This window comes from Corynebacterium sp. MSK074 (genome assembly GCF_030229735.1).
Lineage (GTDB): Bacteria > Actinomycetota > Actinomycetes > Mycobacteriales > Mycobacteriaceae > Corynebacterium.
In genome coordinates this window covers 198,042-212,436 of record NZ_JASPIX010000001.1, presented here as the reverse complement: position 1 = coordinate 212,436, position 14,395 = coordinate 198,042, and the positions used below count along the sequence as shown (strand labels likewise).

Annotated in this window: 15 protein-coding genes; 3 read left to right on the top strand and 12 right to left on the bottom strand. The window is 59.9% G+C overall.

All coding sequences use genetic code 11. The annotated features are described in order from the left end of the window. Positions 1-110 precede the first annotated feature (110 nt). Both QP965_RS00980 and QP965_RS00975 read right to left on the bottom strand, forming a co-directional pair. The gene (locus QP965_RS00980; protein ID WP_284843837.1) at positions 111-1,043 is read right to left on the bottom strand and encodes a nucleoside hydrolase; all 933 of its coding nucleotides are present in this window, start codon (positions 1,041-1,043) and stop codon (positions 111-113) included. Next, a complete protein-coding gene (locus QP965_RS00975) occupies positions 1,044-2,066 on the bottom strand; it encodes a bifunctional riboflavin kinase/FAD synthetase (RefSeq protein WP_284843836.1) in 1,023 nt (340 codons plus the stop codon). A gap of 23 nt (positions 2,067-2,089) precedes the next feature. Between QP965_RS00975 and truB the strand changes: the two genes are divergently transcribed. Beyond that, complete coding sequence (gene truB / locus QP965_RS00970; protein ID WP_284843835.1) at positions 2,090-2,983, top strand: tRNA pseudouridine(55) synthase TruB; 894 nt, start codon at positions 2,090-2,092, stop codon at positions 2,981-2,983. Here the strand turns inward: truB and QP965_RS00965 are convergent. From QP965_RS00965 to rimP, 9 genes are all read right to left on the bottom strand, one after another. Then, positions 2,980-3,654 carry a 4'-phosphopantetheinyl transferase family protein gene (locus QP965_RS00965; protein ID WP_284843834.1) on the bottom strand — a complete coding sequence of 225 codons (675 nt, stop codon included), beginning with the start codon at positions 3,652-3,654 and terminating at the stop codon, positions 2,980-2,982. The genes truB and QP965_RS00965 overlap by 4 nt on opposite strands. After that, entirely contained in the window at positions 3,651-4,463 is an 813-nt protein-coding gene (locus tag QP965_RS00960; protein WP_284843833.1) for a metallophosphoesterase family protein, read from the bottom strand. The genes QP965_RS00965 and QP965_RS00960 overlap by 4 nt, the downstream gene beginning before the upstream one ends. Before the next feature lie 86 nt (positions 4,464-4,549). Next, on the bottom strand, positions 4,550-5,866 hold the full coding sequence (locus tag QP965_RS00955) for an MATE family efflux transporter (protein ID WP_284814077.1): 1,317 nt from the start codon (positions 5,864-5,866) through the stop codon (positions 4,550-4,552). Between the two features lie 20 nt (positions 5,867-5,886). After that, positions 5,887-6,849: a DHH family phosphoesterase gene (locus tag QP965_RS00950; RefSeq protein ID WP_284843832.1), complete on the bottom strand. Its 963-nt coding sequence runs from the start codon at positions 6,847-6,849 to the stop codon at positions 5,887-5,889. After that, complete coding sequence (gene rbfA, locus QP965_RS00945) at positions 6,850-7,293, bottom strand: 30S ribosome-binding factor RbfA (RefSeq protein WP_239194447.1); 444 nt, start codon at positions 7,291-7,293, stop codon at positions 6,850-6,852. A 263-nt stretch (positions 7,294-7,556) separates the two neighbouring features. Next, on the bottom strand, positions 7,557-10,388 hold the full coding sequence (gene infB / locus QP965_RS00940) for a translation initiation factor IF-2 (protein ID WP_284843831.1): 2,832 nt from the start codon (positions 10,386-10,388) through the stop codon (positions 7,557-7,559). Positions 10,389-10,494: 106 nt separating this feature from the next. Beyond that, positions 10,495-10,842: a YlxR family protein gene (locus QP965_RS00935; protein ID WP_284843830.1), complete on the bottom strand. Its 348-nt coding sequence runs from the start codon at positions 10,840-10,842 to the stop codon at positions 10,495-10,497. 84 nt (positions 10,843-10,926) lie between these two features. Then, positions 10,927-11,943, bottom strand: a complete 1,017-nt coding sequence (gene nusA, locus QP965_RS00930; protein WP_239277484.1) for a transcription termination factor NusA — start codon at positions 11,941-11,943, stop codon at positions 10,927-10,929. A 23-nt stretch (positions 11,944-11,966) separates the two neighbouring features. Then, positions 11,967-12,506 carry a ribosome maturation factor RimP gene (gene rimP, locus QP965_RS00925; protein ID WP_284843829.1) on the bottom strand — a complete coding sequence of 180 codons (540 nt, stop codon included), beginning with the start codon at positions 12,504-12,506 and terminating at the stop codon, positions 11,967-11,969. 38 nt (positions 12,507-12,544) lie between these two features. On the opposite strand from rimP, the gene QP965_RS00920 reads away from it, so the two are divergent. Together QP965_RS00920 and QP965_RS00915 are read left to right on the top strand one after the other, a co-directional pair. Beyond that, positions 12,545-13,396, top strand: coding sequence for a DUF4439 domain-containing protein (locus QP965_RS00920; RefSeq protein WP_239277481.1), 852 nt, complete (start codon positions 12,545-12,547; stop codon positions 13,394-13,396). 168 nt (positions 13,397-13,564) lie between these two features. Next, a complete protein-coding gene (locus tag QP965_RS00915; RefSeq protein WP_239277479.1) occupies positions 13,565-13,894 on the top strand; it encodes a transglycosylase family protein in 330 nt (109 codons plus the stop codon). A gap of 120 nt (positions 13,895-14,014) precedes the next feature. On the opposite strand, the gene QP965_RS00910 is transcribed toward QP965_RS00915, so the two are convergent. Next, entirely contained in the window at positions 14,015-14,377 is a 363-nt protein-coding gene (locus tag QP965_RS00910; protein ID WP_034668463.1) for a DoxX family protein, read from the bottom strand. Positions 14,378-14,395: the final 18 nt, after the last annotated feature.

The following is a 14,395-nucleotide window of genomic DNA, read 5'->3' as shown; positions in this document are numbered from 1 at the left end:
CGTGACTTGTGCATGCCGCAACTGCTGTGAACCGCAGTCGCTAAGCCAAACAAACACCTTACAGCGCCCAGGCAGAAAAAATCAAAACCCGTGGCGCCTAGGCTGTGCTTTTAAAGCTCGCTGAAGAACGTCTCAAGGCGTTCGACAAACTCTCGCACAAAACGATCACTATCCACACCCACAGCTACCCGGGCGGTGGGTGGCGCATCCAATCGCTTTTCATCCGCGATTGTCCGCCCACGGGTAGGGCCGGTGGTGTCAGTCTTGAGGTTTATCGAAAGGACGTCGACAAGCGAGGCATCTGCTGCCACCGCAACGGCCAATGGATCGTGCAGGCCGCACCCGCCTAAGTGCGGCGATGTGGTGGCGTAAGCACGAATGTAATAGTCCACCATATCCGCAAAAATGCGGCCGGCGCGGGTTCCGGTAGCGCGCCAACGCGCAGACTCCGCCGTGGTCAAAAGCGTGCGCAAGGTGACGTCCAAGCCCACCAAGGTGGTATCACTTGTGTGGCGGAACAGGTAATCGGTAGCTTCCGGATCCTGGGAGATATTGGCCTCAGACCACGGCGTGACGTTGCCCGGAACGGTGAGAGCCCCGCCCATCATCACCAGGTGTGCGGCCGTGGCAAAGGAAGGGTCCTGCTGCATGGCGGCAGCAATCGTGGTGGACGGGCCGGTCGGAATGATTACTAGATCATCGCTGTGCTCGTGCACGGCCTCGATGAGGAACTCAGCCGCTGGTTGGGACTGCGCCTGGGTGGTTGCCGGCGGAAGCAGGACCTCCCCCACGCCGTTGTGGCCGTGGATAAAAGAAGAAATCTCGCTTGGCCGAAAACCATCCGGGCTAGGTCCGGCAAAGACCGGAATATCGTCTTGGCCCAGTAGTTCTAGAAGGGCCAGTGTATTGCGCACGGCTAAGGGCACGGTCACGTTGCCGTACGTGCAGGTCACGCCGATTAAGTCCAGGTCCGGACGGGCGATGGCATACGCCAGCGCTAGGGCATCATCAATGCCGGTATCAAGATCGAGAATCGCCTTCATTTATTTCTCCCGCAGGAAGTAGTCCTTCGCGGTCCAGCCCTGCGCCTTAGCATCGGCGGCTAGCACCTGGCGGGCCTTGGCTACGTCATTGGCCATCGCTTCTAGCAGCTCGTCTACGGAATTGAACTTCACCATATCGCGGAGGTGGCCTACAAAGTGCACCGTAGCCTCGTAGCCGTACAGGTCAGCATCGCGGTCGAGCACGAAGGACTCGATAGAGCGCTCCTCGTCGCCAAAGGTGGGGTTGGTGCCTACGGAAATCGCGGCCGCATAGGCCACGCCAGGGCGCATATCCCCGTCGATAGAGGAGTCAGAGTGGACGATGAACCAGCCCGCGTACACACCATCGGCCGGGATGGCGACCGTATCCGGGAAATACTGATTGGCCGTGGGGAATCCGAGCTCCTTGCCACCACGTCCTGCACCGCGCACTACAGGCCCGGTCACGGTGAAATGGCGACCAAGCGCCCAATTGGCGGATTCGATGTCCCCCTGCGCAAGGCATTCACGAATGTGGGTGGAACAAATGCGCACGCCCTCATCATCCAGCAATGGGACGATTTCGACGCTAAAGCCAAACTCGGCACCAAAGTCCTGCATAGCCTGGGCGGTTCCGGTCGCGCCGGCGCCAAAGGTGAAGTTCTCTCCTACCACGATGTGCTGGGCTGCGAGCTTTCCTACCAATAAATCTTCTACGTAGGGCCGTGGCTCCACCCCAGCAAGGTCGCGGGTGAAGTCAATAACGAGCACGGCAGCAATGCCCATCTCTTCGGCCAATTCCAGTCGGCGTTCAAAGCTCAGCACCGCCAACGGTGCACGTTCCGGGAGAAATACCGACACCGGGTGCGGGTCAAAGGTCACCATGACAGGGCGCTCACCATGAGCGCGTGCATGCTCCACGCAGGCGGAGATGAGCTGCTGATGGCCGCGGTGCAGGCCGTCAAACACGCCGATGGTTACTGACGTTGGGCCCAATTCCGCGGGGATGTCATCGATTCCGTACCAAATATCCACGCAGACCATCGTAGAGCATAGACTTAGAGGCTATGACTGATGCGCTCGCAAACTCCGGACTCGTCATCGTAGACAAACCCGCCGGCATGACCTCCCACGATGTCGTCGGCCGCCTACGCAGGTACTTTCACACCAAGAAGGTAGGCCACGCCGGCACCCTCGACCCCATGGCCACCGGCGTACTTGTCCTAGGCATGGAGCGTGGCACCAAGTTCTTGGCCCACATGGTTGCCTCCACTAAGTCCTATGACGCCACCATTCGCCTCGGCGCCGCCACCACAACCGATGACGCCGAGGGAGAGTACTCTTGGGGCGCTAGCGCTGCAGCCATTGACCGCACCGCAATCGTGGCAGAGATTGCCAAGCTCACCGGCGACATCATGCAAAAGCCCGCGGCCGTATCCGCTATTAAAATTAACGGCCGCCGCGCCCATGAGCTAGTACGCGAGGGCCAGGAAGTAGACATTCCCGCCCGCCCAGTAACGGTAGATAGGTTTGACGTTCTGGCAGAGCGCCGCGAGGGCGACTACATCGATCTAGACGTCACGGTGGATTGTTCTTCCGGTACCTATATTCGTTCCCTGGCCCGCGATTTGGGCGAGGCGCTGCAGGTTGGAGGGCACCTGACAGCCTTGCGCCGCACTGAGGTGGGCCCTTTTGCACTTGCCGACACCCTCTCGCTCGACGCCCTTGCCGAATCCCCTCGCCTGTCCCTCAGCCTGGATGAGGCCTTGGCTCGCTGCTTCCCCGTCCTTTCCGTCACAGAGGAGGAGGCAGCCGCCCTCGCTATGGGCAAGTGGCTAGAGCCCCGCGGGCTCAAGGGCGTCCACGCTGCTGTGGCCCCTAATGGCCAAGCGGTGGCGCTCATTAAAGAAAAAGGCAAGCGCCTGGCCACCGTATTTGTGGCACGGCCCTCTACCCTTTAGTGGCTAAAGTCTAAGGCTGGAACCGAGGTGGAGACGATAACGTAGCCGTCTCGAATTACCCAACGCCCGGTGATAAAAGGCACTGGTGTGGGCCTAGCCAAAATATAGGAAATTAGCGTGCCGTCCTCGCGCAGGTCGATTTCTGCTTGGTCAAAGTCCAGCCAGCGGAAGGTCATGGGAAACCATGACTTGTACGTGGCCTCTTTGGCGCAGAAGAGCAATCGGTCCGGGCAGGTAATCCCCGCCTCACGAAGTCGCAAAAGCTGCGGCATCTCCCCTGCCCGGGCGATCATGGTGAGCACATGATCCGGCAGCGGTTCGGCGGGTTCTGCATCCAAGCCTACGGATTTTAAGGCAGAGGTAGGGGCAACCACCGCAGCCCGCATGCCCTCGGTATGCGTCATCGAACCTACAAAGCCCTTGGGCCACAGCGGCATGCCGCGCTCGCCGCGCAAAATCGGCGTCGCCGGGCTGGCCCCCAATTCCTGCAAGGCTCGGTGCGCACACCACCGAGCATCTCCGAACTCGGCCTTGCGCACATCAACTGCCTGGGAAACCAGAGACTTTTCTTCAGCCGCGAGGCCTTCAAAATTAGCCAAATCCGCGTAACCCGAATCCGTGCACACGTAGCAATAGCGCGCACTTTCAGGAAATAGATCCGGATACATCATCGTGCCTCCTCCCCTTCAAAAGATCGCAGTACCGGATACGGCCACGCCTGGGTGCTGTCGCGCCCCTGCCATTCGCGTGGATACCCCAATGACGTTTCGATGTGGTCAACGCCGTCCACATTCATGCGAGACGGCATATGCAGGTGCCCATAAATGACGGACTCCGCGTTGTAGCGCCGCGGCCACGACCGCGTATGCCTAGTTCCGCACCATAAGGCAATTTCCGGAAAGCGCAACAGCATGGTTGGTTCTTGGACCAAGGGCCAATGGTTAACCAACACGGTAGGACCATGTACTCGAGAAAGGCGCTTGATGGAATAAGCCAACCTATCCCAACACCACGCCCGCACGTCTACGAAGGGGGCGATAGCGAACTCATCGGTCATCATGAGTTGTTTCGCGCGCGCCGCGTCAATGGCTTCGTCCACGCTAAGGCCATGCGGACGGAAACTGTAATCATACAAAGTAAAGAGCGGAACGATGGTAGTTCCGTGAAATACCGGATACGGGTCTTCGGGAGTAATAACTCCAATCTCCCTGCACCTTTCCACTAGGTGCGCATACTTTTCTCGGCCTTGATACCGGTCCTGGGAACGGGAGAATAGCTCATGGTTGCCCGGCACCCAGATGACCCTGGCATAGCGATCATTGAGCTGGCGCAAAATGCGAATAATGAGATCGGTGCGCTCTGCAACGTCCCCGGCCACAATGAGCCAATCCGCGGGATCGGGCGGAGTAAGCTGATCAATGCGCTCGCTATTAGCGTTGACCGCTCCATGCAGGTCAGAAACCGCCCACACTGTTGGCATAGGTTTCTCACCTGCCTTCCTGGAATCTGCGCGCTGCACGGAGCCGCACACCGCGCGAGAGTATCAACACGCCCACTTTAGCGCAGCTAGCGCTCCTGTACTACGGCCCATTTCATCGATCGGAACCGGTAGACCACACCCACCATACGGAAAGCAATGAAGGCGGCGAGACCACACCACACGCCGGTTAAGCCTGTACCCATAAAGTGCGCCAAGATTACACCCGGCAAAAATCCCACTAGGACCGAAGAAATGGTCAGCGTACGCAGGAAGGCAGCATCGCCGGCCCCCAGCAAGACACCATCGAAGGCGAAGACCACGCCGCCGCCGATAACCATGGCTACCAGGATCCACCACGGCTTAGAGATGGCATCGAGCACCTCCGGAGCGGAGGTAAAAATGCGCGGAATAATCCCTGCACCAGCAGCAAATACGGCAGCCAAGAGGCCAGAGAAAATCGTAGAGTACAACGCCACCTTGCTGCCCACACTGCGTGCGTGCCGCGCAGAGCCAGCACCAAGGGCCGCACCAGTCAACGATTGCGCGGCAATGGCCAACGAATCCAAGATAAGGGACATGAAGTTCCACAGCTGCATCATGATCTGGTGACCGGCCAAAGAAGCGGTACCAACGCGGGAAACCACAGCCGTGGCAGTAAGAAAGGCCACCTGGAAGCTAGCCGAACGCAAAATAAGATCGCGGCCTAAGATGAGCTGTTCGCGTACCACATGCCACTGAAATTGCCAGGAGCCGGTATGTTCCTTATGCAATTCGCGGACAAATAGCGCTGCAATAATGCTCATGCCCAAAACCGTAGCAATGGCCGAGCCTGCCAGCCCCCAGAAATGGACGAAGATGGGCACCGCAATAGCGCCGGGAATCATGCCAGACAAAGTGAAGTACAGCGGCTTCTTCGTATCTTGGACGCCGCGCATCCAGCCGTTTCCGGCCATCTCCACCAAAGTAACGGGAATAGCCAGAGCTGCGATGCGCAGCCACAAGGCCGTACCGGCGGCCGTGGTGGGATCACCGGTTAAGGCGCGGGCAAATACGCCGCCGAAAATCCACATGATCACGGCGAGCAGCGCGCCTACACCTAGGGCCACATAGGTGGCTTGCACGCCTTCAGCAACCGCAGCTTCGCGCTTTCCGGAGCCAAAGAGACGGGCAGAGCGAGCGGTCGTGCCGTAGGACAAGAAAGTCAACTGCGTCGTCACCACGGAGTGAATTGTGGTGGCTGCAGCCAGCGAGGCGAGCTCTTGGGCGCCAAGGCGTCCGACTACCGCGGTATCCAGCAAGAGGTAGAGCGGCATGGCCGCAAGTACGCCAAGCGCGGGAAACGCGAGGCCAAAGACCTCGCGTGCGGTTACCGTGCCAGCGGTGGAGCGATCCTGAGCGTTCATTCCATCCGTCTGCCTATTTCTCATTGGATAGCGGCCACCAATTCCTTAATAATCTTTTCCGGAGCCCCATGGGCGGTATAGCCCGCGGCCGGTACATGTCCGCCGCCCCCGAAGGTAAGCGCTACCGAAGAACAATCAATGCGAGAAGAACGCAAGGAAACCGCCCACACCTCCGGAGCTTGTTCCTTAAACACCACGCCGACGGTGGTTCCTTCAAGCGCGCGAACGAACTCCACCAAAGATTCAACGGCCGAATCAGAGTGTCCCTGGATATCTTCCAGCCGCGCGACGAGAATGCCTAGGGTGTGCTCCCCTGCTTCTTCGAGGCGCAAACCGGCCAATACCCTACCGATCATCTGAAGATCGTCCGGCGTGGTGGAATCTAAAAGGTCAGCTGCGATCTGCTTGGTATCGAGTTCGTAGTGCATGAGGCGGGTGGCAATATCGTGCATAGCCGGCCTGCCCCAGCGGAAGCTGCCAGTATCGGTCATCAAACCGGCATATAAGCAGTGCGCAATATGACGGTCAATCTGAATCTCCAGTGAATCCAGGATGCTCAGCAACACCACGGTGGTGGATTCACATTCAGTGTCCACCACATTGATGGCACCAAACCCTGGATTAGAAGAATGATGGTCAATGCACAGAACTCGGCCCTGCTGGGCTAGCTGCTCAATCCGGTCCGCAAAAAAGCCCGTCCGGTCTAAAGAACCACAATCAACGGTGACGTAGAGGTCATAGCCTTCCGGCAGCTCACGACTAGTGGTGACGTCGTCGGCGGCAGGAATGGTGTAAAGATTACGGGAAATCTCCCGCTCCTGGCCCACAACGGCACACACGTCTTTGCCCCGTTGGCGCAGCGCGAGCAGCAACGCCGCAGCAGAGCCGATGGCATCGGCATCCGGCCGCAGGTGCGTCACAATGCAGATGCTATGTGCATCATGCAAAGCGGCAACTGCCGGCTGGTATTGCTTCTTAGTCACTTAAGCCTCGTCTTCATCGGAGGTCTTATACGGGTTCGCATCCCCTGCCGGCTGGGCGTTTTCCTTCAGCTTTGCCAGTTCTTCATCGCGGGCGCGAGCACGAGCCAGAAGCTCTTCCATATGAGCAGAGGCCTCCGGAACGGTATCAACCTCGAAGGTTAGCGTCGGGGTAAACCGCACCGAGAGCTGATCGCCCACAATCTTGCGCAGCTGACCTTTAGCGCGCTTGAGGGCTTCTTCTGCTTGTGCAAAGTCCGGCTCTGAATCAATGTCCTTTCCGCGCACGGTATAAAACACGGTGGCATCGTGCAGGTCGCCCGTGACTCGAGTATCCGTAATGGTCACCAGCTCGAGGCGGCGATCCTTAATCTGGCGTTCGATGGCGCTCGCCACGATTTCCTGAATGCGCTTGGCCATGCGCGCTGCGCGTGCGTGATCGACCATGTGAACCTCCCAGCTCGAAAAGAATCTATCTCTAAAATTACCGCCAACCGGTACAAGAAACCACCAGTTTAGTGCCGAATCCCGGACAATGAAAACCCGTCGCGGCAGCGCCTGTAGGCAGCGGCGCTCACGGCGCCCTTGACTTACAGACGCCGGAATAGCACAAGGCCCGCTTCCAATCTCCCCGGGCCTTCCCTACTGAGTGCTGGCAGCACATTCAGTGGGGACGGCGGGAGCGGAAGCGGGCCTTGAGACGGCGACGTTTAGTCGCGCGGAACCTCGACCTCTTCGTAGGCCTGGATGATGTCGCCTACCTGGATATCCGGGTAAGAGAGCACCATACCGCACTCGTAGCCGGCCTTGATCTCGGTTGCGTCGTCTTTTTCGTGACGCAGGGACTCAATCTTGGCGTCGGCAGTGATGACGTTGTTATCGCGCAGCAGGCGAACCTTGCCGTTGCGGACAACCTTGCCCTCGGTAACCATGCAGCCGGCGATGGTACCCACCGCGGAGGACTTGAACAGGGCGCGGATTTCGGCCGCACCGGTGTCGCGCTCCTCGTAAATCGGCTTGAGCATGCCCTTGAGCGCAGCCTCGACCTCTTCGATGGCCTTGTAGATGATCGTGTAGTAACGAATATCCACGCCCTCTTGGGTGGCCATCTCCGTCGCCTTGCCTTCCGCACGGGTGTTGAAGGCAATGATGACGGCGTCGGAAGCCGCTGCGAGAGAGACGTTGGTCTCGGTCACAGCGCCCACACCACGGTCGATGATGTTGAGCTCGACTTCGTCCTCGGTCTTGATATCCAGCAGGGCATCTTCCAGTGCCTCGACGGAACCGGCATTGTCGCCCTTGAGGATGAGGTTGAGGGTCGAAGTCTCCTGCAATACCTTGTCCAGATCCTCCAGGGAGACGCGCTTGCGCTGCTTTGCCTGCAGGGCAGAGCGCTTGCGAGCATCACGCTGGTTAGCAATCTGGCGGGCAACGCGATCATCTTCCACCACGAGCAGATTATCGCCTGCACCCGGCACACCGGACAGACCCTGGACCTGCACCGGACGGGATGGGCCCGCCTCTTCGACGTCTTCGCCGAACTCATCGAGCATGCGGCGGACACGGCCGTGCGCATCGCCAACGACGATGGAGTCACCCACGTGCAAGGTACCGCGCTGAACGATGACCGTTGCCACCGGACCGCGTCCGCGGTCCAGGTGAGCCTCAATGGCCACGCCCTGTGCGTCCATGTCTGGGTTAGCGGTCAGCTCCAAGGCCGCATCCGCGGTGAGGATGACCGACTCAAGCAGCTGGTCAATGTTCTTGCCCTGCTTCGCGGAGATATCCACGAACATGGTGTCGCCGCCGTACTCTTCCGGAACCAGGCCGTACTCGGTGAGCTGGCCACGGATCTTATCCGGCTGAGCTTCCGGCTTATCCACCTTGTTCACGGCCACGACGACCGGAATATCGGCAGCCTTGGCGTGGTTGATGGCCTCCACGGTCTGTGGCATAACGCCGTCATCGGCGGCAACCACGAGGATGGCCAAGTCGGTTGACTTAGCACCGCGGGCACGCATGGCGGTAAAGGCCTCGTGACCCGGGGTATCCAGGAAGGTGATGGTGCGCTCGCCGTCCACGTCCACCGTGGTCTGGTAGGCACCAATGCCCTGGGTGATGCCGCCTTCCTCGCGGGCGCCCTCGTTGGTCTTACGAATGGCGTCCAACAGGCGGGTCTTACCGTGGTCAACGTGACCCATAACGGAGACGACTGGAGGACGATTCTCCAGTGCTTCCTCGCCGCCTTCGTCCTCGCCGAACTTCAAGTCGAAGGACTCGAGCAGCTCGCGGTCCTCGTCCTCAGGGGAGACAACCTCGACGTTGTAGTTGATCTCGGAGCCGAGCAGCTGCAGCGTATCTTCCGATACGGAAGCGGTTGCCGTCACCATTTCACCGAGATTGAACAGTGCCTGCACCAACGATGCTGGATCCGAACCGATCTTCTCGGCGAAGTCAGACAGGGATGCACCACGACGCAGGCGGACGGTTTGGCCCTTGCCGTCTGGCAAGCGCACGCCGCCTACTACATGCTTCTGCTGCTCCTCGTACTCATGGCGCTTCTGACGCTTGGACTTCTTGCCCTTACGTGGAGCGCCACCTGGACGGCCGAATGCACCCGCGGTGCCGCCGCGACGTCCGCCGCGTCCACCGCCGCGGAAACCGCCTGGACGGCCGCCACCTGGGCCACCGTGGCCTGGCCCGCCGTGACCGCCGCGACCGCGGCCGCCACGTCCACCACCGCTCGGTGCCTTAGACGGCATCGACGCAGGGTTCGGGTGGGACGGCATCATGGCCGGGGATGGACGGCGACCGCCGCCACCCTGGTTATTGCCACCCTGGCGGTTATTTCCGCCCTCGTTCTGGCCACCGCGCTTACCGCGGTTATCGCCTGGCTTATTGCCGCCACGCTGACCCTTGGAGCCACCTGGGCGAGGGCCCGGACGGTTGTCGCCGCCACCCGTGGAGAACGGGTTATTAGCTACGCGACGGGAACCGCCTGGCTTCGGCATTGGACGAGGCATGGAATTGCCTGGGGTCGGACGCTCGCCCGACTTCTTGCCGCCAGCCTGGCCTGGCTTCGGTGCGCCCTGGCCGGGCTTCGGTGCGGCAGACTTTGCACCCGGCTTCGGGGCCTGTGCGCCCGGCTTCGGGGCAGCTGGCTTTGCACCGGGCTTAGCAGCACCCTGTCCCGGCTTCGGTGCGCCCTGGCCTGGCTTCGGGGCAGCAGCCTTCGCGCCTGGCTTTGGCGCCTCTGCGCCCGGCTTGGGGGCAGCAGATTTCGCACCCGGCTTAGGGGCACTCGCCTTTGCGGTGCTCTTAGCGGCACCCTTGGCAGGCTTATTGTCTTGCTTCTTCTCGGCGGCGTCATCGCCGCCGGACTGTGCTTCATAATGAGCTCGCATCTTCTTAACCACCGGCGGTTCGATGGTGGAAGAAGCAGTCTTTACAAACTCACCCTGTTCCTTCAGGGTGGCGAGCAGTTCCTTGCTGGTTACTCCGAGCTGCTTTGCGAGCTCGTGAACACGTAGCTTTCCGGGCACTTGTCTCCTCTTGGTATCGACTAGGAGTCAAGGCCGCGGAAACTGGCCTGACCCCTAGTTAGGTGTGTAGGACTTTCATCGCTGATGCTTCATCGTTGTGCGCTCATCAGTGTTCGGTCTTCCTTTGTAACTCTGGTTCGTACGAATCTAACGCGGCATCTTCCACGCTAGGTACTTGTCCGCCATGCGCTTCCAAGTACTGCCGTACCTGACCTGTGTCCACGGGTGCGGACGTGCGAAGCGCGCGCTTGAAGGCGCGTTTGCGCTCCGCTAGCTCGAGTGCAGAAAGTGTGGGGCTAATCCACGCCCCGCGGCCGGGAAGCCGGCGGTGTGGATCTGCTACCAGATGGCGGCCGTGCGGATCATCGCGGTCGATGACCACCCGTAACAAGTTCGTATCTGGCAGGCGGCGGCGAGTGGCGATACAAGTCCGGAGTCTTTGCCTCTCAGACATTCAACTCCTTACTTTTCGCGTCGCCAATATGCCCCAATCTGCAACTGGGCCGTTTACTAGCCTACGCTACAAAAGCGCAGATCCTTAATTAGCGTCAGCGTCCGAGTGAATATCAATCTTCCAGCCGGTCAAACGGGCAGCTAGACGGGCATTCTGCCCCTCTTTACCAATAGCCAGGGACAGCTGGTAATCCGGCACCACCACGCGCGCGATTTGCGCCTCGTTGTCTACAACGGTGACCTTGACCACCTTCGAGGGGGCCAGTGCGTTGCCTACATAGACCGTCGGATCCTCGCTGAAGTCAATGATGTCAATCTTTTCACCGCCGAGCTGGCGCATGATGTTATTGACGCGCTGACCGCGCGGGCCGATGCAGGCTCCCTTAGCGTTCAGGCCCTTGGCATGGCCCACAACGGCCACCTTGGAACGGTGGCCTGCCTCACGGGCGATGGCAATCATTTCTACGGTGCCATCGGCAACTTCTGGAACTTCGAGCTCAAAAAGGCCACGCACCAGTTCCGGGTGGGTGCGGGAGAGATTGATCTGTACTTGGGCGCCGTTGCGATTAACGCCTACGACATAGGCCTTGATGCGGTCACCGTGCTCGAGCTTTTCTCCCGGAATCTGCTCAGCAGGCAGCAAGATGCCGTCTTGGGACTCCAGCTCAGAGCCCAGCTGGACCACGACGATTCCGCGGGCATTAGCGCGCGCATCGCGCTGAACGATGCCGCTGACAACGCGGCCGGTAAGCTCCGAGTAGGAATCGTAGGTGCGCTCTGCCTCGGCCTCGCGCAACTTGCGCAGGATGGCCTCGCGCACGGCCTGCGCGCCCACACGTCCAAAGTTGTCCGGGGTGTCATCGTATTCGGTGGTTACTTCCCCAGTTTCTGGGTCGCGCTCCGAGACAATGACGCTGACCGCACCGGTGGTGGCGTCGATATCGACGCGGGACTTGGCGCCTTCTACCTTGCCGCCAGCATTGGACTCGCGGTAATCCAGGTAGGAATACAACAAGGCACCCGCAATCGCTTCCAGCAAGTCCTTTACGGGGACATTGCGCTCGGATTCGATGGTACGAAGTGCCTGTAGATCAATATTCACTTGTCATTCCTCTCGGTTGCCGGTTAGTTCTCGGCTTCTTCAAACGTCTTTCGCACTGCCTCTAGCTCCTGTTCGGACGGCTGTGCAAACTCAATTTCTACCACTGCCCGGGCAATGTTTTCCAATCGTTCGGCGCGCGCCTGCACGTCCTTTTTGCTTGCCGTGATGAGGATTACGGCATCGGCGGCGTCGTTAAGCGCGCCAATGCGCGCCGATTGAGTCTTGCCATCGCCAAGGTCAAAGGAGACCTTGCGCCCCCGATTGCGGCGCCAGTGGCGCGGGGCGGTTAGCGGCAAGTCCACGCCGGGGGTGGAGACCTCCAAGGTATAGCCGGCGCCGAAGTTCAGCTCTCCCTGCGCTTCCTTGTCATCAAAGAAGGCAGAAAGCTCGTTGGATACTTCCTCCAGCACATCGGAGCTAGGGCGCTTATCACCATCAATACGGATAATGACCTGGGATTTCTTTCCCGCCTTGGTGGTTTTAATGTCTTCTACGTCCAATCCCCGCTCAGCCAATTTGGGTTGCAAGAGATCGGTCAATTGTTGTGCATCTGGGAAAGCCATGCCCACTAGCCTACGTGCTACGGGGTACAGTCTTTTGCGTGAACCGCCGACGTATAGCTTTGACCCTCGTAGCCACAACCGCCACCCTGCCCGGCTTGGCTGGGTGCCAAGCGGTTGATTCCGTCGTCGACTATTTTGGCCCGCGGCCAGAGAACAGGCTGCTGGCGCTTGCCGACGCCGCCGCCACCGACGCCTTGTCCCTCAGCGGCGTCGATGACCATGCCGCAGGGCTGCGCAGCTCCCAGGCGGATGCCCTTTATGCCGAAATTACGCGGCTATGCGGCACGGATGATGCTGGCAATCCCCCACGCTCCTGCGAGGTAGAGCGCCCTACCGAGGCCAATCACGCCGCAGACTCTGGCGAAATTATGGAAAATGCCGCTTCCGCTACCACCGAGGCCACCGATGAGGTCACCGTTGAATCGCGCACCCTAGTTACCGAGCAGGCCATCGCGCTCAATGCTTGGTTGCCTGGCGATGCCCCCGATATTCCCGAGCTTTCCCAACCAGAGCAAAAAAGCGCTGCTGATCTCCTGAGCTGGGAGTATGAGCAGGTATACGGTCTAGATTTCGCCCGCGCCTACGTTGGCCCCGAGCACGAGGACAAGGTGGATCATCGCCTCGCTGTTCATCATCGCCGCATCGACGCCCTCCAGGGCGCACTTGCCCGCTACGGCAACACTCCGCAGCCGGAGCCGGCTTATACCTCCGGAGAGCAAGAACTGCCCCACGATTCTGATTCCGCCCTGGCCTTTATCGATGGCCTTGCCGCACACGACGGCCGCAAGTGGTCCGCTGCCGCCACGGGTGCAGCGCAAGAAGAATCCCCGGATCAGGAATGGGTTACTTGGCTCATTGGCATCGCGGCGGAGTCCCACGGAATGCGATAAGACAGGCTGACCGCCTGTAAATCCCCTGAACACCAGTCAGCGAAATTGCAGCGACCTTTACGGCATAATGCATTGCTTTCGCTCCGCAAGCGTGCGTAGGTTGGGTCACCATGAGCTTGCAGGAGATTCCGCAAGCTAAAAGACACAAAGAGAAGGAGTTTCCTCTCAATGCGTTTTAAGAAGACCATGTTGACCGCATCCGCCGCAGCACTCGGCCTTGCTGGCTTGGCCGCGCCTGCTGCTACCGCCGCACCGGCTAGCGCCTGGGATCAGGTAGCCGCCTGCGAGTCCGGCGGTGATTGGCACATCAATACCGGAAACGGTTACCAGGGCGGCCTGCAGTTCAACCCGCAGACTTGGGCCGCCAATGGCGGCACCCAGTACGCCCCGACGGCTGACCAGGCGACCCGCGAGCAGCAGATTGCCGTGGCCGAAAGCGTCCTAGCCACCCAGGGTGCTGGCGCTTGGCCCAACTGCGGCGGCCCCGTCGCCGGCTAGTTTTTGCCTCGGCAGTTAATACGAAGCCGGCCTCCTCCCCATCCCGCGAAACCCCGCGGAGTAAGGGAGGAGGCCGGTTCTGTGCTTGACCTAGCTGGCTAGCATGCAGCCAAGGCGGCTTTAGGCCTCATGCTTGGCGATATTCCAGGCATACATCATCAACAGCACCTGCAGCGGCTGGCGGATGATGTGGTAGAGCTTCTTTGGCCACCCTGCCTTGCGTTCAATCCAGGCGTGGTACATATTGGCCGGCCACACCGCTGCAAAGAGCGCGAGTGCGGAAGCACCGCCGAAGCCGCGGGTGGCGCGGCGGCGAAGCAAAGCACCGGTGGCAATCTCCCACAGGCCCGAAGCAAAGTTATAGAAGCGCGCAGGGCCTGGCAGTTGCGGCGGGACAATGGATTCGAAAGTCTTCGGCTTCACAAAGTGCAATACGCCCATTGCTGAAAGCACCGTGGAAAGCCCATTCTTTTGAAAGTTCATGCCTTCCACGGTACCCCG